This is a genomic window from Neptuniibacter sp. QD48_55, assembly GCF_047778115.1.
Classification (GTDB): domain Bacteria; phylum Pseudomonadota; class Gammaproteobacteria; order Pseudomonadales; family Balneatricaceae; genus Neptuniibacter.
The window spans coordinates 2,087,695-2,106,522 of record NZ_CP180555.1; the positions used below are offsets into that span (position 1 = coordinate 2,087,695).

Annotated in this window: 21 protein-coding genes and 1 tRNA gene; 2 read left to right on the top strand and 20 right to left on the bottom strand. The window is 44.7% G+C overall.

The annotated features are described in order from the left end of the window. Positions 1–4: 4 nt before the first annotated feature. From ACMXYW_RS09590 to dapA, 3 genes are all read right to left on the bottom strand, one after another. Entirely contained in the window at positions 5–952 is a 948-nt protein-coding gene (locus ACMXYW_RS09590; RefSeq protein ID WP_415903885.1) for a D-2-hydroxyacid dehydrogenase, read from the bottom strand. Positions 953–1,037: 85 nt separating this feature from the next. Then, entirely contained in the window at positions 1,038–2,423 is a 1,386-nt protein-coding gene (gene bamC / locus ACMXYW_RS09595; RefSeq protein WP_415903886.1) for an outer membrane protein assembly factor BamC, read from the bottom strand. Between the two features lie 12 nt (positions 2,424–2,435). Further along, positions 2,436–3,311 carry a 4-hydroxy-tetrahydrodipicolinate synthase gene (gene dapA / locus ACMXYW_RS09600; protein ID WP_415903887.1) on the bottom strand — a complete coding sequence of 292 codons (876 nt, stop codon included), beginning with the start codon at positions 3,309–3,311 and terminating at the stop codon, positions 2,436–2,438. A 300-nt stretch (positions 3,312–3,611) separates the two neighbouring features. Between dapA and ACMXYW_RS09605 the strand changes: the two genes are divergently transcribed. Next, complete coding sequence (locus ACMXYW_RS09605) at positions 3,612–4,079, top strand: peroxiredoxin (protein ID WP_415884277.1); 468 nt, start codon at positions 3,612–3,614, stop codon at positions 4,077–4,079. Positions 4,080–4,109: 30 nt separating this feature from the next. Here the strand turns inward: ACMXYW_RS09605 and ACMXYW_RS09610 are convergent, their stop codons facing one another. After that, positions 4,110–5,192, bottom strand: a complete 1,083-nt coding sequence (locus tag ACMXYW_RS09610; protein WP_415903888.1) for an AI-2E family transporter — start codon at positions 5,190–5,192, stop codon at positions 4,110–4,112. 12 nt (positions 5,193–5,204) lie between these two features. Next, positions 5,205–5,441 carry a sulfurtransferase TusA family protein gene (locus tag ACMXYW_RS09615; RefSeq protein WP_415903889.1) on the bottom strand — a complete coding sequence of 79 codons (237 nt, stop codon included), beginning with the start codon at positions 5,439–5,441 and terminating at the stop codon, positions 5,205–5,207. A gap of 98 nt (positions 5,442–5,539) precedes the next feature. On the opposite strand from ACMXYW_RS09615, the gene ACMXYW_RS09620 reads away from it, so the two are divergent. Next, on the top strand, positions 5,540–6,976 hold the full coding sequence (locus ACMXYW_RS09620) for a M48 family metalloprotease (RefSeq protein ID WP_415903890.1): 1,437 nt from the start codon (positions 5,540–5,542) through the stop codon (positions 6,974–6,976). Positions 6,977–7,165: 189 nt separating this feature from the next. Here the strand turns inward: ACMXYW_RS09620 and ACMXYW_RS09625 are convergent, their stop codons facing one another. The 15 genes from ACMXYW_RS09625 to ACMXYW_RS09695 all read right to left on the bottom strand — a co-directional run bounded on the left by ACMXYW_RS09625 (position 7,166) and on the right by ACMXYW_RS09695 (position 18,823). Then, the gene (locus ACMXYW_RS09625; RefSeq protein WP_415903891.1) at positions 7,166–7,738 is read right to left on the bottom strand and encodes a hypothetical protein; all 573 of its coding nucleotides are present in this window, start codon (positions 7,736–7,738) and stop codon (positions 7,166–7,168) included. Between the two features lie 45 nt (positions 7,739–7,783). Further along, positions 7,784–8,479, bottom strand: coding sequence for a hypothetical protein (locus ACMXYW_RS09630; RefSeq protein ID WP_415903892.1), 696 nt, complete (start codon positions 8,477–8,479; stop codon positions 7,784–7,786). Between the two features lie 246 nt (positions 8,480–8,725). Further along, entirely contained in the window at positions 8,726–9,778 is a 1,053-nt protein-coding gene (gene nadA / locus ACMXYW_RS09635) for a quinolinate synthase NadA (RefSeq protein ID WP_415903893.1), read from the bottom strand. 414 nt (positions 9,779–10,192) lie between these two features. Next, a tRNA-Lys gene (locus ACMXYW_RS09640) sits at positions 10,193–10,268 on the bottom strand. 50 nt (positions 10,269–10,318) lie between these two features. Then, positions 10,319–11,002, bottom strand: a complete 684-nt coding sequence (gene queC / locus ACMXYW_RS09645; RefSeq protein ID WP_415900815.1) for a 7-cyano-7-deazaguanine synthase QueC — start codon at positions 11,000–11,002, stop codon at positions 10,319–10,321. An 18-nt stretch (positions 11,003–11,020) separates the two neighbouring features. After that, positions 11,021–11,824 carry a tol-pal system protein YbgF gene (gene ybgF, locus ACMXYW_RS09650; protein WP_415900814.1) on the bottom strand — a complete coding sequence of 268 codons (804 nt, stop codon included), beginning with the start codon at positions 11,822–11,824 and terminating at the stop codon, positions 11,021–11,023. Between the two features lie 3 nt (positions 11,825–11,827). Beyond that, positions 11,828–12,340: a peptidoglycan-associated lipoprotein Pal gene (pal, locus tag ACMXYW_RS09655; protein ID WP_415903393.1), complete on the bottom strand. Its 513-nt coding sequence runs from the start codon at positions 12,338–12,340 to the stop codon at positions 11,828–11,830. Positions 12,341–12,437: 97 nt separating this feature from the next. After that, the gene (gene tolB, locus ACMXYW_RS09660) at positions 12,438–13,745 is read right to left on the bottom strand and encodes a Tol-Pal system beta propeller repeat protein TolB (protein WP_415903894.1); all 1,308 of its coding nucleotides are present in this window, start codon (positions 13,743–13,745) and stop codon (positions 12,438–12,440) included. A gap of 46 nt (positions 13,746–13,791) precedes the next feature. Then, positions 13,792–14,667: a cell envelope integrity protein TolA gene (tolA, locus tag ACMXYW_RS09665; protein WP_415903895.1), complete on the bottom strand. Its 876-nt coding sequence runs from the start codon at positions 14,665–14,667 to the stop codon at positions 13,792–13,794. 3 nt (positions 14,668–14,670) lie between these two features. Then, positions 14,671–15,087 (bottom strand): protein TolR, encoded by a 417-nt coding sequence (gene tolR, locus ACMXYW_RS09670; protein ID WP_415884265.1) that lies wholly within the window; start codon positions 15,085–15,087, stop codon positions 14,671–14,673. Positions 15,088–15,100: 13 nt separating this feature from the next. Then, the gene (gene tolQ / locus ACMXYW_RS09675) at positions 15,101–15,769 is read right to left on the bottom strand and encodes a protein TolQ (RefSeq protein WP_415884264.1); all 669 of its coding nucleotides are present in this window, start codon (positions 15,767–15,769) and stop codon (positions 15,101–15,103) included. 220 nt (positions 15,770–15,989) lie between these two features. Then, entirely contained in the window at positions 15,990–16,367 is a 378-nt protein-coding gene (locus tag ACMXYW_RS09680; protein ID WP_415903896.1) for a TraR/DksA family transcriptional regulator, read from the bottom strand. Positions 16,368–16,499: 132 nt separating this feature from the next. Beyond that, entirely contained in the window at positions 16,500–17,510 is a 1,011-nt protein-coding gene (gene ruvB, locus ACMXYW_RS09685; RefSeq protein WP_415884262.1) for a Holliday junction branch migration DNA helicase RuvB, read from the bottom strand. Positions 17,511–17,524: 14 nt separating this feature from the next. Then, positions 17,525–18,157 carry a Holliday junction branch migration protein RuvA gene (gene ruvA, locus ACMXYW_RS09690; protein WP_415884261.1) on the bottom strand — a complete coding sequence of 211 codons (633 nt, stop codon included), beginning with the start codon at positions 18,155–18,157 and terminating at the stop codon, positions 17,525–17,527. Continuing rightward, positions 18,158–18,823, bottom strand: a complete 666-nt coding sequence (locus ACMXYW_RS09695) for a trimeric intracellular cation channel family protein (protein WP_415896390.1) — start codon at positions 18,821–18,823, stop codon at positions 18,158–18,160. Positions 18,824–18,828 lie beyond the last annotated feature (5 nt).

Consider the following 18,828-nt stretch of genomic DNA (forward strand, 5'->3'; position numbering starts at 1 on the left):
AGAATTAAACAGGATTAGCGTGCTCACCTCGTAAGAACGCCTGAATATTGTCTGCTGTTTGCTGAATAATGCGGGTACGAGCTTCTAGCGCTCCCCAAGCGATATGCGGCGTCACCAATAGATTAGGTATAGACGGATCTAACAAAGGGTTTCCATCTTTTGGCGGTTCTACAGTGAGTACATCCGTTGCTGCGCCCGCGATTTCAGCAGACTTTAGCGCATCCGCAAGATCCTTCTCATTCACTATTCCACCTCTAGCCGAATTAACTAAAAACGCCGTGTTTTTCATCTGCTTGAAGGTGCAACGATCAAATAAATTTTCCGTATCATCTGTTAATGGACAATGCAGGCTGATCACATCCGATGTCTCAATCAACTCATCCAAACTTACTCTATCTGGATTTTGACCGTTACTGCTCAAGCTTTGTGCCACCAATACCTTCATTCCAAAAGCAGACGCTAAACTGGCTACGCCCTGCCCTAGGTTTCCGTAACCAATAATACCAAGCGTCTTACCTTCAAGTTCTACAATCGGATAATCCAGAAAACAGAACTGGTCAGAACGCTGCCACTGACCTTTTTGCACATCGTTAGCGTAAGAAACCAAATTAGTGTGCAAAGCTAAAATCATTGACCATACATGCTGCACAACAGAGCCAACCCCATAAGCAACACAATTAGACACTGGGATATCTCGTTCAGCAGCCGCAACTTTATCAACCACATTAGTGCCTGTTGCAAGTACACAGATATATTTAAGCTGCTCAGCAGCATCCATGACATCAGCAGTGATAGCAGTTTTATTGGTAATCAATATATCCGCACCTCTAACTCGCTCAAACACCTGATCTGGCCTAGTAAATTCATAGCAGACCAATTCTGAAACACGCTTTTCAATAGGAGAAAGATCTATCGTTTCCAGCCCTTTTAAATCCAAAATTACAGCACGCATAAATCACTCCTACTGCTATAAAAACCACAAAAAAAGGGCCTCACGGCCCTTCATATCAAGATGATATTGCTCTCAACATTATCTTTTATGCTTTAGGTAAATTCTCTTTAATTTCCCAAAGAATCTCTTCCGCTACAATTGCAGGGGCAGATAAGCCTTCTGACGTTAATACGCTTAGGAAGACACCTGAACGAGTACGAATTAGTTTTAACTGATACTGACCTGTATGCTCAAACTTACCTGTTGATTCATTATAGATGCCTGAGTTTTCGCCGCCAAAGACATAGATCGGCTTACCACCAAACCAAATTTTATAACCTTCCTTGTTACCCTCATCCTCAGGCCCCGTCAACAAATCTTTAACTTCGCCGTCTTTGACGCCTTGCAGATATGCTGCCGTTTTACCAGAAGTATAACTAATACCCCCATCATCCTCATCCGCCAAGCCAAGCGCCGCGGTAATTGAGCTAGTATCAAGTTTAATTTCTTCTCGGTCAGAGTGCAGCCATTCAAAGAAACCCTGCTCTTCAACATTTTCAAACGGCGTCGACGTTGTATAGGTCATATAGAAGTAACCCGTATCCGCATCACGGGTGCCCACATCCATATCCGCTCTGTCTAAAGCAGTACTGATTTCATTCCATGCCGTAGCAGAATCCGCATTCATTTTCAGAACAGGGTTACCGCGAGAATCACGACCAAGCTGAGTTCCAACACGGCGTTTTTCATTAAATGCGATAAGCGTTTGGGCATTACGTTGACCTGATGCCTTCCCAAGGTAACGCAGCATCTCAAACATCATATCGGATTTATAAGTTACACCTTGAGCCTGATTAGCCCAATCAATGCTTGTAACCTCTTCATCAGCAGCAAAACGCACATGTTCCATTGCTATAGCTGTCCGAGAAGGATCGTCTACCGCCGGTTTCAAGCTGATACGCAATTTATCCTTAGTCGGTCCTGGAATATCTTGGAATGTCAGGTGCTTGACCCAAGTATCAACAAAACTGAACTCTTTCGCATCGTGGTGAATCCATTGGGTTTCCATGCGACCCTGTCGAGGATCAGACTTCGCGATATCGATGCCATTAAACTGCCAGAACTCCTGCAACTTAACCCAAACGCTAGTGATACCTTCATCAACAATGATAAATTTCTCACCATTCTCACGCTTCAAGTTAACAGATTCACTACCAGCTTCTGCGTAGAAAAATTCAGGTCGAGGAACTATAAAGTCCCCCGTACGTGCCGTAGCAACATTACTAATTTCAGGAATAGTCAATGTATCTGCTGTCTGCTTTGCTTTAAGGTGCGCTGGCAACTCTAAGCGCTGGCTAGTTTGTGCCAATTCGTAATCCTGACTACGGTCACGGACTATGCCATTGTCACCGTAGATCGGGTTATCATCCAACATACTGCAGCCAGAAAGCAGCGCTCCAGTAACCACTGTTACAGATACAATTTTCTTCATGAATATAGCCGTTTAGATAATGTTAGTGCTACGCATCGCTTCACGAACAGTGTCGTGACACTCATCTGCCAATACAGTTAGTGGCAAACGAATCCCAAGTCCCATGTAGCCCATTTCAGCTAGCGCCCATTTAACCGGAATTGGGTTAGCTTCAACAAACAGATTCTCGTGAAGTGGCATTAGGCTGTTATTTAGCGTACGCGCTTCTTCTGCTTTACCAGACATCGCCAAAGCACACATTTCAGCCATCTCAGCAGGTGCTACATTAGCAGTTACAGAGATGTTACCTTTACCACCCTCGAGCATTAGCTCTACTGCAGTAGCATCATCACCAGAATAAACAGCAAAGTCCGCTGGCGCTTTAGAAATTAGATCGATACCGCGAGGCACGTCACCTGTTGCTTCTTTAACACCAACAATGTTGCTGATCTCAGCAAGACGAAGCACAGTATCTGTCTGCATATCACAAGCAGTACGACCCGGCACGTTGTAAAGGATCTGCGGGATATCCACTGCTTCAGCAATCGCTTTGTAATGCTGGTACAAACCTTCTTGAGTCGGCTTGTTGTAGTAAGGAGTCACAAGCAAACACGCATCTGCGCCCGCGTTTTTAGCTTCAGCAGTTAGCTCTATTGCTTCGGAAGTTGAGTTTGCACCTGTACCTGCAATCACTGGGATGCGACCTGCAACACGATCAACTACACGTTTAATCACTTGGCAATGCTCATCGCAGTTTAGTGTAGCGGACTCACCAGTAGTGCCCACAGCGACGATGGAATCAGTGCCCTTATCCAGATGCCAATCTACCAGTTTGTCTAGGGAATCCCAATCGACGTCTCCGTTAGAAAGCATAGGGGTAACAAGAGCAACAATGCTGCCAGTAATCATTTTTTTCTCCATGAGATTTATATCAGGTTTTGCAAAGGACAAAACTACTCTGCCCTAGTGCGTATTACAACCTTAAAACTTGACTAATCGACCCTAGGCGGCTGAAAAGATTCAATTTTTCCTAAGGTCGATCCAAATAGAGGGCTAAGAAGGGATATTTCTACTTTCACTCACAAAAGTTTGCCAACTACTCGTGAAATAGATCACTTATAATCTAAACCATATCTGGTATCGTATTAAGAGACGTATTCTATACGATTTTATACTTTGTTGAGTAGCCATCATCACTAAGGATTTACTATGAGCAACGTTGCTATTGACCAAAAAGTCCCATCTTTTACCGCTCAAGCCACTAGCGAGCAGACTGTTGAACTGGATGCACTGAAAGGCAAAAACATTGTTATCTATTTTTACCCTAAAGACAGCACCCCTGGCTGCACAACCGAAGGTCAAAACTTCCGCGACGCTATCGATCAGTTTGAAGCAGCAAATACTGTGATTTTCGGTGTTTCTCGTGACGGAATGCGTGCTCATGAAAACTTCAAAGCAAAACAAGAATTTCCGTTCGAGCTAATCAGCGACCCAGATGAAGAATTGTGCAAGCTGTTTGATGTAATCAAGCTGAAAAAGAACTATGGTCGCGAGTACATGGGTATCGACCGCTCTACGTTCTTGATTGATGCTGAAGGCGTATTACGACAGGAGTGGCGCACAGTAAAAGTTAAAGGTCATGTCGACGAAGTACTCGCTGCGGCTCAAGCACTATAAATCAGAATATCCGATAAAAAAAAGCGGTGTTTAAACACCGCTTTCTTCTAACTCGATTGGATGCTGCTTCGCTTTAGGCCAAGAACTCAAAATAGCCTTGATCAAAGTTGCTAGCGGAATCGCAAAGAACAATCCCCAGAACCCCCAAAGCCCACCAAACACCAACACCGCTACAATTATCGCAACTGGGTGAAGGTTTACCGCTTCAGAGAATAACAACGGAACAAGTGCGTTACCATCCAACGCCTGGATAATGCCGTACGCCACCATCAGGGTCATAAACTCACTACTCCAGCCCCACTGGAAGAAAGCAATCAACGCCACTGGAATCGTTACCAGTGCTGCACCAATATATGGGATCAGTACAGATAATCCGACCAAAATCCCCAGTAGCGCAGCATAGTTAATGCCCAAGAAGATAAAGGTAATATAGGTCACAGTACCTACTACGATAATCTCTATAGCTTTACCGCGGATATAGTTGGCAATCTGATCATCCATTTCAGTCCAAACGCTGGTCATCATATCGCGCTTTTCAGGCAAAAATGATACCCACCATTTAGTCATGGCCGCTCCATCTTTGAGGAAGAAGAAAACTAAAATAGGCACCAATACCAGATAGATCAGTAACGCCATCACCCCAGTAATCGAGTTTAAAGAGAAGGTCACCACCAACTGCCCCATCTGCGATAGCTCAGCAGCAGCCAGATCAATCAGCTCTAGAATGCGAGCCTCCGATATAAACTCTGGGTACTTCTGCGGCAGCAGAAGCAATACTGACTGGATTTCCGATAAGATGCCGGGGAGCTCATTAAACAGATTTACCGCCTGACGCCATGCCAGCGGCATAACAATCAAGAACAGCGCAGCCAAACCACCGACAAAAGCTAAAAATACCAGTATGACCGAAAGCAGATGTGGAACATTTAATTGCTTTAAGCGGTTAACCCCACCCTGCATCAAAAATGCTAGGATAATACCCGCAAAAACCGGCGCCAGAGCCTGACCTAAGGTCAGGATCACTAGCAATGCAGCACCTAACAAAACAAAGAGCAACAACGCTTCTTCGTCAGAAAAGTAGCGCTCTATCCATTTACTAAATATCTTGCGCATAAGAAACCCTGCTTAGCCTCGACGAATCAGATAAACATAAGGTTCCTGATCAGTGAACGATTCCAACAATTCATGGTCAGATTGATCGGTATAGGCTTTAAAATCTCTGATAGAACCACTATCAGTAGCGATAACTTTTAACACCTTTCCCGCTTCCAATTTATTTAGCGCTTGTTTAGCTTTCAGGAGCGGCAAAGGACAATTTAATCCAGACGCGTCTAATGTCTCGTCGAACGAATGTATAGTCATTAACTTTTCTTAACGTAATTTTTGTTGTCGTTATCAATTAAGTTCAGCACTATATACCATTCTTGTTTGTATTAGCACAGGCTTTTTCGGATACCAGTATGCACAATGGACTTATTGCTTTCCTCTTAACAATTTTGTTAAGTGTTTCACCTTTAAGCCTGAAAGCAGATACCCAACTACCCGATATCGGTGGCAGTGGCTACAGCATTATCTCTCAGCAACAAGAGTACCTTTTGGGTCGCGCTTGGGTGCGCATGCTTCGCGGCAGCTCGCGCTTATATAAGGATGCCGTTGTCAGCCAATACGTCGAAGAACTCACTTGGAATCTAGTCACATATAGCCAACTCACGGATCGCCGCTTAGAAATTTTAGTGCTAGATAATCCTACCGTTAACGCGTTTGCAGCACCGGGTGGCATTATCGGTGTTCACACCGGTCTACTCCTTACAGCACAAAATGAAGCGCAGTTAGCCTCAGTACTCGCACATGAGCTAGCTCACTTAAGCCAACGCCATTTTGCTTCACAACTAGAAGAACAACGCCGCAATAAGCCATTTTTTATAGCCAGTTTATTAGGCAGTATCTTATTAGCCGCAGCAGATCCTGAAGCGGGCGTTGTCGGCATGCAATCGTCGATGGCAGCCTCCGCCTCTTCTCGTCTTTCATTTAGCCGTCAAAATGAACGCGAAGCCGATTACATAGGCATGCAAACCCTGACTCAAGCAGGTTACGATCCAAAATCCATGGCCGATATGTTCCGCCAACTGCAGCAACAAGCACGCTTTAGCCGCATACCGCCAGAATTTTTGCTAACACACCCAGTTACACAGTCACGTGTATCTGACGCACTAAACCGTGCTGAAACAATCAATGTGATTAACGCCAAAGAAAACAGTATCCACTTTAATATCGCTAGCGCACGTATTCGCACCGGATACGCTAAAGATCAAAAACAGCTGCTAGATAAATACCTAAACACGCAGAAACAGCAGGACAACGACAGTTTAAGATACGCAATTGCCCATACTGCGATCGCGATTAAAGACTTTGAACTCGCGCAAAAGAACATCAACCGCTTTAGTACAAGCTTTAAAAGCCGTCTAAGCGCTCGTTTAATCAAAGCAGAACTTGAACTAGGTAAAGAGAACTATCGAGAGGCCGCGAGGCAACTGCAACATCTAAGAAACCTTTTCCCTGGCAGCCAAGCTGTATCTTTTATTTACGCCGATACACAAATCAAACTAAACCAGCCGCACCTTGCGGTACAAGCTTATGAAAACCTGGTAGAGAAAGATCCAAATGACAGCCGTGCATGGTACTTGCTGGCAGAAGCCTACGGATTAGCCGGCGATATTGTTGGCGTACACGAAGCCCGTGTTGAATACTTCTTGTTAACTGCCAATGTAGATAGAGCCTTAAGGCAGATCGATTATGCACTAAGAGAACCGACCATTAGCAGTACCGAGCGGGCAAGATTAGAGCAAAGACAGGAAGATGCGAAAGAGATTAGGGAATCATTGAAGTTGGATTATTGATTTTTATAATGGTTAGGATACGGCAGTCTAACCGCTAACCGTGCTCCTTTGGTTTTAGCACTTTGCTGATAAATTCATAGACAAACACATCATCTTTATCTTTTGGGCAAATACCGCTTCGCCCTTCAAAGTCATTCATAAGAACAAAGCCTCTCTTTAGAGCAATAACCTCTTCACTTCTTAAATCAATTACATTATTTCTCCTCCCCAAACACCAAAGGCTTTATCTTTTTCATCCCCAACTTCCTTCCATGTAAATCCATACTTGCTCTTCAAAACATCAATTTGAATTGCTTGTCTATAAATTGGGCTTCCACTATTGATGTATGGCTGATCAATTAACTCGTATCGCCAATACTCCTGGCCAGTAAAAACAGTCTTCTTTGCAAACTTTAAATATTTGATATTTAGTTCATACCCTCTCATTATTGGCGGCTTTTTAGTTTCAAGGAATTGATATCTGCCACTAGGGTTTCTCACAAAAAGAACCCATGGTTTTTGTGCTTCTAAGTTGGTATGTCCATAAGGATCTTCAGGAATATCACCATAACGCATCCGATCAAAGTAATCTCTAGGATCACGTAAACGCATTTGATATAAGCCTTCAACGTCATCGACCGTACGATAAATAAACTCACCGGCCTCAGTCTCACATTTATGTTTAAAGTATTGGTATGCCTGCTCACCTCTGTATTTTTGATACTGATTATTTGCAGTAAAACCAACAATAAGTACAACAAACACACCAAGAAAAAACTTCATGCTTTCATATCCTTATGAAAATCCATAACCTGCTATTGGATTAAATCAAAGCTCCAACATCACAAACTCATCACTTTCCGATAGATAAATATCCTGCCCAGTTGGCAGCGTCATTCGATCTCCTGCATTAAAAAATCGACCGCTATCAAAAACATACTTCACAATATAATTTACTAACGGTTTTACCTGGGACCAACTATTCGAGCTGACCTTAATATGGAAGTCCTTCTCTCCTAAATTCGAAAAGCCATGAAGAAGATAATCAGTTTTGCTTTTTCGCTTACCTGAAATCCAATAAGGTATCGGAAGGTATGTAGAAGGCTTGCTAGTCCCTTCATATAGTTTGTTTGATTTGCCTATTAGCGCATTAAGCTTTTCGAGGTCCGCAAACTTTCGCGTGTTACTCCAATATACATGGGTTGCACTAAAACTTAATGAAATCAAAAGAACAAAGCGCTCAAGTGCTAGTTGAAGATCAATTCCCCCTCTTATATCAGCAGCTTTCCCAAGCGGACTTAAAATAATATGTGCCTTATGCTCAAACTGCCCAGAAATTTCTTCTAAGGGGGCAGGCTTATCTACATAAATAAGAGTAAAAGTCTTACCCATCACCTCAACTATCGATGAGTCTTGATTAAAATGAACCTTATAGTTATCTGGGTTCATATACTCAGAAAGGCTTGCCTCCAAGCCCTCTTTTGTAATCGTCACTTCTTCTGGTAGGAAAACCATGTTGTACATTTAACAATCCCTTTAAAAAAACAACTGATGACTAGCACTTAAGCTTATCCAAATAGCTACAACAAGAATTGAACTATCAGTAACCGCTATATAGCAGAGACGAAGGGATAGATTAAAAATAACGAAAAAAAGAAGCCGATCTATCCATAATGGCCTGAAAACCCAATCCTTTAGCTTGTAGACGTACCACTGTATTCAAAACCCTTTATCAGGGCAATAAAAAACCCGCTTGCGCGGGTTTCACATTTACTTATTCAGCTCTGCCGAGAAATCGAGCATTCGCTGCAAAGGCTTACGAGCATCGACGATTAAGGATTCATCGACGTGGATCTCATCTTGCCCTGTTTCTAGTGCGTGAAGCACGCTCTCTAGACCGTTCATCGCCATCCAAGGGCAGTGAGCACAGCTTCGGCACGTAGCGCCAGAACCGCCAGTAGGCGCTTCGATAAACTGTTTACCTGGCGCTGCTTGCTGCATCTTGTAGAAGATCGCTTTATCTGTTGCAACGATAAACTGCTCATTTGGCAGATCACGCGCAGCGTTGATAATTTGCGTGGTAGAGCCGACCGCATCCGCAATCTCTACAACTGAATCTGGTGATTCTGGGTGAACCAGCACCGCTGCATCAGGGTAAACCTTTTTAAGGTCTAGAATACCCTGCGCTTTAAACTCTTCGTGTACGATACAAGCGCCATCCCACATCAGCATCTCAATACCTGTTTGACGCTGTACGTAAGTGCCTAGGTGCTTATCTGGCGCCCAGATAATCTTTTTACCTTGATCCGCCAAGTGCTCAACAACTTGTAGTGCAATGCTGGAAGTCACCACCCAATCGGCACGCGCTTTTACTGCTGCAGAAGTATTGGCATAAACAACCACTTCGTGGTCTGGGTGAGCATCACAGAATGCGGAGAACTCTTCGATTGGGCAACCAATATCAAGAGAACAAGTCGCTTCGATTGTTGGCATAATTACGCGCTTTTCTGGCGTAAGGATCTTAGCCGTTTCGCCCATAAACTTAACGCCCGCAACCACTAAGGTGCTAGCGGAATGAGCATTACCAAAACGCGCCATCTCTAATGAATCAGAAACACAGCCGCCCGTTTCGTCTGCCAACTGTTGCAGAACGGCTGAGGTGTAATAGTGCGCTACCAGACAAGCATCCTTCTCTATAAGCAGTTTTTTGATCTTCTGCTTATACTCTTCAACCTGCTCGATAGTCATATCTAGAGGCAAGTGTTCTTTAGCGAAGTGCTCCTGCACGAGGATGCGATCTGAAATATCCTGTTGGCTCAACATGTGACGTAATACTCATAAGTTGTACTGATCGACTACCTGCTCACCTAGGTAGCTTTATTACCTGAGGATCACCCAGATAAAAATTAGGGGACGTAGTATAGCATAGAGATACGAGCGGCTAGAAGTTACTTAAATTCAGTGGCTAGTGGCTAGTGGCTAGTGGCTAGTGGCTAGTGGCTAGTGGCTAGTGGCTAGTGGCTAGTGGCTAGTGGCTAGTGGCTAGTGGCTAGTGGCTAGTGGCTAGTGGCTAGTGGCTAGACAGGATTTTAGGTTTGCGCAGGAATGGTTAGCCAAGGTTTTTTCTAACAACTAGCGAGCGAAGCGTTCTATAGACGTAGTCGTTCTAGCAACTTAAACGCAAAGCGTTTGAATTTCAGACATAAAAAAACCAGCACGAAGGCTGGAGTTTTTAAGTGGTGGGTCGTATAGGATTCGAACCTATGACCAATTGGTTAAAAGCCAACTGCTCTACCGACTGAGCTAACGACCCACACAGAGGACGCGTATTTTACGTATCCTTAATGCAAAAGCAAGGCTTTTTTATTGATATCGGGTTGGATCTTCCAGGCCAGCATCAACAAAACCTTTTGCGCGCAAACGACAGCTGTCACAAGCACCGCATGCCTGACCTTCATCGTCTGCTTGGTAGCACGAAACCGTCAAACCGTAATCAACACCCAGACGAGTACCCTCTTGGATGATCTCTTCTTTGGTTAAGTCGATCAATGGTGTTTCGATCTTGATTGGATCGCCGCTAACTCCGCGTTTAGTGGCAAGGTTAGCCATGGTTTCGAAAGCTGCGATATATTCTGGACGGCAATCAGGGTAACCGGAGTAATCGACCGCGTTTACACCGATAAAGATCGCATCAGCTTCGAGCACTTCCGCCCAACCTAACGCCAAGGACATGAAAACGGTATTTCGTGCCGGAACGTAGGTCACCGGAATCTCGTCGGTTTCCTCTTCGGGCACATCGATACTGTGGTCTGTTAGTGCAGAGCCACCAAAATCTTCCAAGTGAAGACGGATGACACGGTGTTCAGCCGCATCAAGTTGCTTGGCAATTTTCTTAGCCGCATTTAACTCAGTTAAAGAGCGCTGACCGTAATCAAAGCTCAATACATAACAGCTGTAGCCACGTTCAGCAGCCATTGCCAGCGCTGTTGCTGAATCCAGACCACCAGACAGCAACACCACTGCTTTTTTTGAAGCAGAAGAATTCATGTGTATTCCAAAGATTGATTAGAGCTGACGCTTAAACTCTTTAGCTAAGCGAACCGCATCAGAATCTGGGTATTTATTGATTACCAGATCAAGGTATTCGGTTGCCTTAGCTGTGTCACCTAACTGATTGTAGATGATACCTAGCTTATACGCTGCATCCGGTGCTTTCGGGTTATCCGGGAACTGAGTTAACACCTGCACGAATGATTCACGCGCTTGTTCAGGCTTTTGCTCTGCTAAGTGAATCTCACCTAGCCAGTAGTAAGCATTAGGCAAACGTACACTTTGTGGGTAATCCTTCACAAAAGCAGAGAATGCTTCGGCAGCTTTTGGGAAGTTTCTCACCTTAACCAGACCAAAGGCTTCACGATAAGCCTGTGCATCACCCGCTGATGGCGCTAAAGGCGCAACATCTGCTGGCACTTGCGGTCTAGATACCGATGAACTTCCCTCTAACACCGGCGCGTTATCAGCACCTAACTGGCCAGACGTAGCTGGCGGTGTTAAAGCGGGATCCCTTAAAGCGGTGATACGACCATCTAGATCGCGATAGCGTTCTAGCTGTTGGCGTTCCATCTGCTTTAGGCGGTAATCTTGCTGCTCTACTTGACCACGTAGAGAACGCACTTCGTCCTGCAACTGCTGGACGATAAGTATCAGTTCACTATTTTTTGAAGCCGAGTGGGCATTGTAGGAAGGCTGTTGAACATTGGCAGGCGAAGCGCCAACACCCAACTCAATAACAGGTACTTCTTCTGCTACAACATTAGCGCTGATCGCCAGCGCTAATGCAGTAGAAAGAACGGTAGAGTTCGAAGTCATAAATTAACGAGATACGTACTTCAGTTCCACACGACGGTTCTGGCTCCAGCTAGATTCGCTGTGACCCAAAATCGCTGGTTTTTCTTCACCAAAGCTAACAGTTTCGATCTGAGAAGCAGATGCACCGTTAACCTGCATAAAACGAGAAACCGCTTTAGCACGACGTTCGCCTAATGCGATGTTGTACTCACGAGTACCACGCTCATCGGCATGACCTTCCAGTACAACCTGAACAGATGGATTAGCAGCAAGGTAAGCTGCATGCTTCTCTAGATCAGCAAAGCCGCCTGCTTTAACTACTGATTTATCGAAATCGAAGTAGAAAACAGTTTGTAGGTTAGCAACAGAATCCATAGAAGAGCCGGAAACAGAACCCTGATTAACACCTTGTGTAGTGCCTGTATCAGTACCTGTAGTTGCGCCACCTTCAGTAGATGAACCACCTGTAGAACAACCTGCTACCCATGCTACGGATAGTGCTAGTGCAGCTGCTTTAGTTACGTTGGAAGCTCGCATTGATCACTCCTGTATATTTGCTGGTCTTCCCAGCAAGCAAAATATTATTGAATGCCGCCATGTCCAAATCTGAACATAAGTTAATGTCTATAAACTTTTATTGCAAGTAGGGGCTCCATGCTGGTTCCCTAACATCACCACTACTTGCCGGTAAAATGAAGCGCACACCACCATCTAAGGTAACGCCGCCCAAGACCCCTCTTACACCTTTTTGCGTTGCATACAGAATAATGCTGCCATTGGGTGCAATGGTTGGGGACTCATCTAAAAAAGTATCGGTCAGGATATCTAAACGACCTGTTTTAAGATCCTGAACTGCAATTCTGAATACGTTATCTACTCCACGGTGAACCATCGCCAAGAAACGACCATCCTGAGTCAAACGACCACGGGAGTTGTAGTTTCCTTCATAAGTCACACGCTCTAACTGACGCGTTGGCAAATGGATACGATAGATCTGTGGCTGACCACCACGGTCAGAAGTAAAGATAAGTGACTGGCCATCTGGCGACCAAGAAGGTTCCGTATCAATACCATAATGGTGGGTAATTCGCGCAAGGCTACGAGAGCGAAGATCCAGAACATAAACCTCTGGGTTGCCATCTTTCGATAACACTATCGCAAGTTTATTACCGTCAGGTGACCAAGCAGGCGCTCCATTCAAACCTCGGAACGACTGAACCTTTTCACGCTTACCTGTTGCTAAATACTGAATGTAGATAGCAGGTTTACCAGATTCAAAAGACACATAGGCCAATTTAGACGCATCACGAGACCACGCTGGTGACATCAAGGGTTCGCTCTGTTCACGAATCGTAATTGGACGCGCACCATCAGAATCAGCCATCTTCAAACGGTAACGACCTTTGCCATTACCAAACTGCTGGGCAGTTACGTAAACGATACGCGTGGAGAAAGCACCACGAACACCGGTTAGCTTCTCGTACACCATATCTGAGATATAGTGAGCAATATCACGCATATTCGCCTGACTACCTGAAACTCGCTCCGCTAATAATTGCTGCTCTTTAAGCACATCGTAAAGCTCAAACTCTACTTTTAGCTCTTTACCCTCTGATGGCAGCTGACGACCAATCAATAGAAATTCAGTTTTGCTCACGCGCCAATCGCGGAAGTAAACCTGATCGCGTTTGTTTGGAAAGCTCAGCATATTGCGGCGATCCATCATTGAGAATAGACCTGTACGGCCCAAATCATCAGATACTATCTGTGCAATATCTTCCGGCAGAGCAAAGCTACCATCCCAAGAAAACGGTACTACAGCAACCGGCGTTGGTTCATCAATACCTTGGGTAATTTCAATTGCCAAATCACCTTCAGCGATTACGGAAACCGAAAACAACAGCGCAAATGTAGCTATTACTCGCTGTAAAACTCTGTTCATTTAGTTCTCCTTAAACACATAGCCGCCATACCAGTTAAAAACAGGCTTAATTCCTTAGATCCTCAGGACGGAAACGCAATACACGCTTACGGAAGTATCGATCAAATACAACCGAATCCATATCCTGAAGTTTCTCAAATACTTGGACACGCTCAATCGCACGCAAAGCGTCATTATCAAAACGAGCATCACCACTCGATTTACTCACATACAGATCATTTACACGACCTGATGGCAAGAAATGTACGGTAATTTCTACTACCATACCATTTCGCGCAGTCGGTGATCGACGCCAGTTACGAGTAATCTGCGTGACGATATACGCCTCATAACTCATTGCAGCGGCACGCTGCTCTTCAGCTTGCAGAGCCGCCTCTTCTGCCTGCAACGCTTTCATCAATGCTTCGTTACGTGCTTTTTCTTCTGCTTGTTTTTTCGCTGCTGCTTCAGCTTTTCTTTTCTTCTCTGCGGCCGCTTTTTTCTCGGCTTCTTTACGTTTTTTCTCAGCTGCGGCTTTCTTTAAACGATCTTGTTTAGCTTTCTTTTTAGCTGCTTCTTTTTTACGTTTTTCGTCCGCTTTACGCTTCTTTTCAGCCTCAGCTTTCTTTTTCTCTAGCTGTTTTTTCTTTTCCGCTTCTTTCTTAGCTTTTTCCTGCTTACGCTTTTCGTCCGCTTTACGTTTCTTATCTTCTTCAGCTTTGCGGATTTGATCCGCCTTCTGCTTAGCCTTAGCTTCAGAGGCTTCTTTACGCTGAGCAGATAGCGTGGTCAGGTCGACAATCTGCGCCTGAACATGACGAGGGACTTTACGCTCCTCCTCTTTGTGCTCAAACCAGCTCTGTGCCAACAAAACCACAACAAAGATATGAAGAATGACAGCAAGGACTGTAGGAAGAAGATAACTACCCGGTCGCAAAATCAACCCCTACTCCGTCACCAAGCCTACGCTCGGCGCGCCTGCTTGCTGTAACAAAACCATCAACTGCACAACCGAATCGTAATTCACATTACGATCACCACGTACCAGCAGCATTTTCTTAGGGTTACTTGCTAAAATTTTAGCCACACGATCCTGAACAACATCAGCCGTAACCGCTTCTTTAGGGTCACCACCAATATCGATAAAGTATTCACCTTCTGAATTAACCGTCACGATAACCGGTTCATTATCTTCATCATCAACGGGCTCCGCCGCTGCTTTAGGCAGATCAACATTAACACCTTGTGTCAGCATCGGTGCTGTAACCATAAAGATCACCAATAGCACCATCATGACATCAATGTAGGGCACTACATTGATGTCAGCGTTTAACTTACGTTTTTTCTTATGCCGTCTGATCATCGATCACACCCGCTTAGTTGGATGCGTGCATACGACGATGCAAGATAGAAGAGAATTCGTCAGCAAAAGTTTCGTAGTTACCTAACAGATACTCAACCTGCGCAGAGTAGCGGTTATAAGCAATTACGGCTGGAATCGCAGCAAATAGACCAATCGCTGTAGCGATCAAGGCCTCGGCGATACCAGGTGCTACAGCTGACAATGTCGCTTGGTGAACATTCGCCAAACCACGGAAGGAGTTCATAATCCCCCAAACTGTACCGAAAAGGCCGATATAAGGGCTGGTAGAACCTACCGTTGCAAGGAATGGCAGGTGCTTTTCTAGCTTATCTTCTTCACGCGCTAGCGCTACACGCATACTACGCTGCACGCCGTCCATCACTGAATCTGGGTCATAACCTGCTTGCTGAGTTAGACGCGTGTATTCTTTGATACCTGCGCGGAAGATATTCTCAGCACCACAGTCAGAATTTGGTTCGTGATTAATCTCACGGAAAAGTTGGCCAAGATCGACACCAGACCAGAAACGATCCTCAAAGTTACGAAGTGATTTACGCGCACTGCTTAACACCGATTGGCGCTGGAAGATCATCACCCAAGAAAGTACTGACGCTAATAAAAGCATTAACATTACTAGTTGAACCACGATACTTGCGTCGGCAACCAGACTCCAGATCGACATTTTTTCGACCACAGCACTTCCCTCTAAAAATTTGGTACAGGATACAATTTACCGGCTTTGTGATTCGTCAAAAACCAATAAGTTCCATCCATTTAATAGATAAAAAAATGAAGGCACAACAATAACAGTCATGGCGATTAATACAAGGGAAAACCAGCGTTTGAATTAGCTGTTAGGGAAGGGTTTGCCAGCTATCAGATTAGATAGCTGGCGAATAGATCTAGGCGATTTTCTTTAATGAAGATTCGTGAATAGATTGGCAGCGAATACAGCGCGATGCAGTAGGATTAGCCTTGAGACGCGTAAGCTCAATCTCTTCACCGCAATTGATGCATTCACCGAAACTACCCTCATCAATACGCTTTAGTGCAGTTTGGCATTCAGCTATCTCATCATGATGACGCTGAAGTGTTTCAAATTGACGTTCCAACTCAACTGTATGCTCGACTTCTTCACCGATATCTCGCACTTCGGACACAGAAGTGGATGAGATTTGATCTCGCAACTCTTCTTCGAGCTCGGCTTTCAGCTGAATAAGTAAACGATTAAGCTCAAGTCGGAATGCAGTAATCTCTGCATTACGAAGTATGGCCGTCATATTGTTACCTGTTATTTTTTTTCAGTTATTTGGCAGGCATATTAGACGGCTTTTCTTCGGTCGTACCTTGATTGATGTCAGATTAACCAACAAATCCTATTTATTATAGGGTTTATTGATCCAGATCGTATTTTAAGACTCTTGAGGCTTAGCAATTCCAAAGTGCTGATAAGCATGATCAGTTACAACACGACCACGAGGTGTGCGCATAACAAACCCTTGCTGAATCAGATAAGGCTCCAGTACGTCCTCAATTGTGTCACGCTCTTCACTAATTGCAGCAGCAAGGCTTTCTACACCGACAGGACCGCCACCAAATTTTTCAATCATAGTCAGCAACATACGTCGATCGAGATGATCGAAACCATGATGATCGACGTTCAACATATTCAGTGCACGATCAGCGATATCACTATCAATTACACCATCACCTTTTACTTCAGCGTAATCTCGGGCACGGCGCAACAAACGGTTAGCAATACGCGGCGTACCACGAGAGCGTTTCGCCACTTCGCACGCACCTTGCGTATCGATCTTAGTACCAGAAAGATCAGCTGAGCGAGCAACGATACTCGTCAGATCTTCAACGTTATAAAACTCTAAGCGCTGCACAATACCGAAACGATCACGCAACGGAGAGGTCAGCAAACCTGCGCGTGTTGTCGCACCTACTAATGTAAATGGAGGTAGCTCTAACTTGATAGAACGTGCTGCAGGGCCTTCACCAATCATAATATCCAGCTGGTAATCTTCCATTGCTGGATAGAGCACCTCTTCAACATTCGGGCTTAGACGGTGAATTTCATCGATAAAAAGAACGTCATTTGGCTCAAGATTGGTCAACAACGCAGCCAGATCCCCTGCTTTCTCAAGCACAGGGCCAGAAGTGGTCTTGATCTCAGAACCCATCTCATTGGCAATGATGTTCGCTAAAGTTGTTTTACCCAAACCTGGTGGGCCAAATATCAAAGTATGATCTAACGCCTCATTACGCATCTTAGCCGCTTGGATGAAGATCTCCATCTGCTCACGAACAACAGGCTGGCCAACGTAATCCTCTAACGCTTTTGGGCGGATAGCGCGATCATGCGCTTCCTCTACTGGATTACTTAAAGGCGAGATAAAACGATCAGCTTCAATCATAACTATTTACTCTATTACCCAACCATGGAGCGTAAAGCGACACGAATAAGATCTTCACAGCTCGCACCAGAACCAAGTGATTTATGCGCCTGCTCAATCGATTTAGTTGCTTGAACTGGCTTATAGCCCAATGCAACCAATGCACTTTCTGCTTCAGCTCGGTTATCACTAACCGTTTCGAATGATGCCATATCGGGACCATCTGCCGCCGACAACTGAAACTCATCCGAAGATTCAAGTCCAAGCGCCTTAATCTTGTCTTTCATCTCTACGATTAAGCGTTCAGCTGTCTTCTTACCAACACCCGGCAACTTAATCAAAGACGCGGTATCACCATCATTTACGCAACGCACGAACTCAGTTGTAGAAATACCGGAAAGGATAGTAATCGCCAATTTAGGCCCAACACCATTAGCCTTAATCAAGGTTCTAAAAAGCGAACGCTCTTGCTTATCGATAAAGCCATAAAGTAACTGCGCATCCTCTCGTACGACAAAGTGAGTAAAGAGGGTCACCTGTAATCCAACTTCAGGTAGTCGATAAAATGTGTTCATTGAAGCTTCAACTTCGTAGCCCACACCATTTACATCAATCACTAACTGCGGAGGCTGCTTTTCTAACAGCTCACCTTTCAATCGACCAATCACTTACTTTTTATCCTTATCCAATTTTTCGAGCTTATGACCTGCCACAATAAACTCAGGCAACCTGAGATCTGCGAACATCGCAGCCATACGCAATACAAAGATGATTACCATAGAGATCAGCGCGACTGGCTGCCCTGGAATATACGACTGAAACACCACAAAAAATACCGAGCCTGCTAATGCACAAGTCGCATAAAGCTCACCATCTCGTTGCAAAATTAGCGGTATCTGCCCAGTCAAAAGATCTCGAATCATACCACCAGCACAACCGGTGATAACGGCCATCATTACAACAATAATCGGCGGTAAACCAAGACCTAAGGCTTTTTCGGCACCTAACACGGCAAATAGCGCCAGACCCATAGCATCCAGCACTAATAAAGTGCGTCGAGGGTACTGGATATAACGACAGACAAAGAAAGCAACGACCGCAGATATAATTGCAGTCCATAAATAAGAGGTATCTGCCACCCATACAACGGGATGAATATCTAAGGTGATATCGCGAATCGTGCCGCCACCTAAAGCTGTCACTATCGCTAAAACAACCACGCCTAGTATATCTAATTGCTTTCCCTGAGCTGCCAAAGCCCCTGCAGTTGCAAATACTGCAACTCCAATTAGATCAGCTATATAGATAAAATCAGCGTAAGACATCTCATTCATGACGT

What these genes read in the sequence shown, in the direction of transcription:
- ACMXYW_RS09590 (WP_415903885.1), bottom strand. Translation starts at nt 952, where the DNA reads ATGCGTGCTGTAATTTTGGATTTAAAAGGGCTGGAAACGATAGATCTT.
- ruvB (WP_415884262.1), bottom strand. Translation starts at nt 17,510, where the DNA reads ATGATTGAAGCTGATCGTTTTATCTCGCCTTTAAGTAATCCAGTAGAG.
- ybgF (WP_415900814.1), bottom strand. Translation starts at nt 11,824, where the DNA reads ATGACTTCGAACTCTACCGTTCTTTCTACTGCATTAGCGCTGGCGATC.
- ACMXYW_RS09610 (WP_415903888.1), bottom strand. Translation starts at nt 5,192, where the DNA reads ATGCGCAAGATATTTAGTAAATGGATAGAGCGCTACTTTTCTGACGAA.
- dapA (WP_415903887.1), bottom strand. Translation starts at nt 3,311, where the DNA reads ATGATTACTGGCAGCATTGTTGCTCTTGTTACCCCTATGCTTTCTAAC.
- queC (WP_415900815.1), bottom strand. Translation starts at nt 11,002, where the DNA reads ATGAATTCTTCTGCTTCAAAAAAAGCAGTGGTGTTGCTGTCTGGTGGT.
- ACMXYW_RS09680 (WP_415903896.1), bottom strand. Translation starts at nt 16,367, where the DNA reads ATGACGGCCATACTTCGTAATGCAGAGATTACTGCATTCCGACTTGAG.
- ACMXYW_RS09605 (WP_415884277.1), top strand. Translation starts at nt 3,612, where the DNA reads ATGAGCAACGTTGCTATTGACCAAAAAGTCCCATCTTTTACCGCTCAA.
- nadA (WP_415903893.1), bottom strand. Translation starts at nt 9,778, where the DNA reads ATGTTGAGCCAACAGGATATTTCAGATCGCATCCTCGTGCAGGAGCAC.
- ACMXYW_RS09625 (WP_415903891.1), bottom strand. Translation starts at nt 7,738, where the DNA reads ATGAAGTTTTTTCTTGGTGTGTTTGTTGTACTTATTGTTGGTTTTACT.
- ACMXYW_RS09615 (WP_415903889.1), bottom strand. Translation starts at nt 5,441, where the DNA reads ATGACTATACATTCGTTCGACGAGACATTAGACGCGTCTGGATTAAAT.
- ACMXYW_RS09620 (WP_415903890.1), top strand. Translation starts at nt 5,540, where the DNA reads ATGCACAATGGACTTATTGCTTTCCTCTTAACAATTTTGTTAAGTGTT.
- ACMXYW_RS09695 (WP_415896390.1), bottom strand. Translation starts at nt 18,823, where the DNA reads ATGAATGAGATGTCTTACGCTGATTTTATCTATATAGCTGATCTAATT.
- tolB (WP_415903894.1), bottom strand. Translation starts at nt 13,745, where the DNA reads ATGAACAGAGTTTTACAGCGAGTAATAGCTACATTTGCGCTGTTGTTT.
- tolQ (WP_415884264.1), bottom strand. Translation starts at nt 15,769, where the DNA reads ATGTCGATCTGGAGTCTGGTTGCCGACGCAAGTATCGTGGTTCAACTA.
- tolR (WP_415884265.1), bottom strand. Translation starts at nt 15,087, where the DNA reads ATGATCAGACGGCATAAGAAAAAACGTAAGTTAAACGCTGACATCAAT.
- pal (WP_415903393.1), bottom strand. Translation starts at nt 12,340, where the DNA reads ATGCGAGCTTCCAACGTAACTAAAGCAGCTGCACTAGCACTATCCGTA.
- bamC (WP_415903886.1), bottom strand. Translation starts at nt 2,423, where the DNA reads ATGAAGAAAATTGTATCTGTAACAGTGGTTACTGGAGCGCTGCTTTCT.
- ACMXYW_RS09630 (WP_415903892.1), bottom strand. Translation starts at nt 8,479, where the DNA reads ATGTACAACATGGTTTTCCTACCAGAAGAAGTGACGATTACAAAAGAG.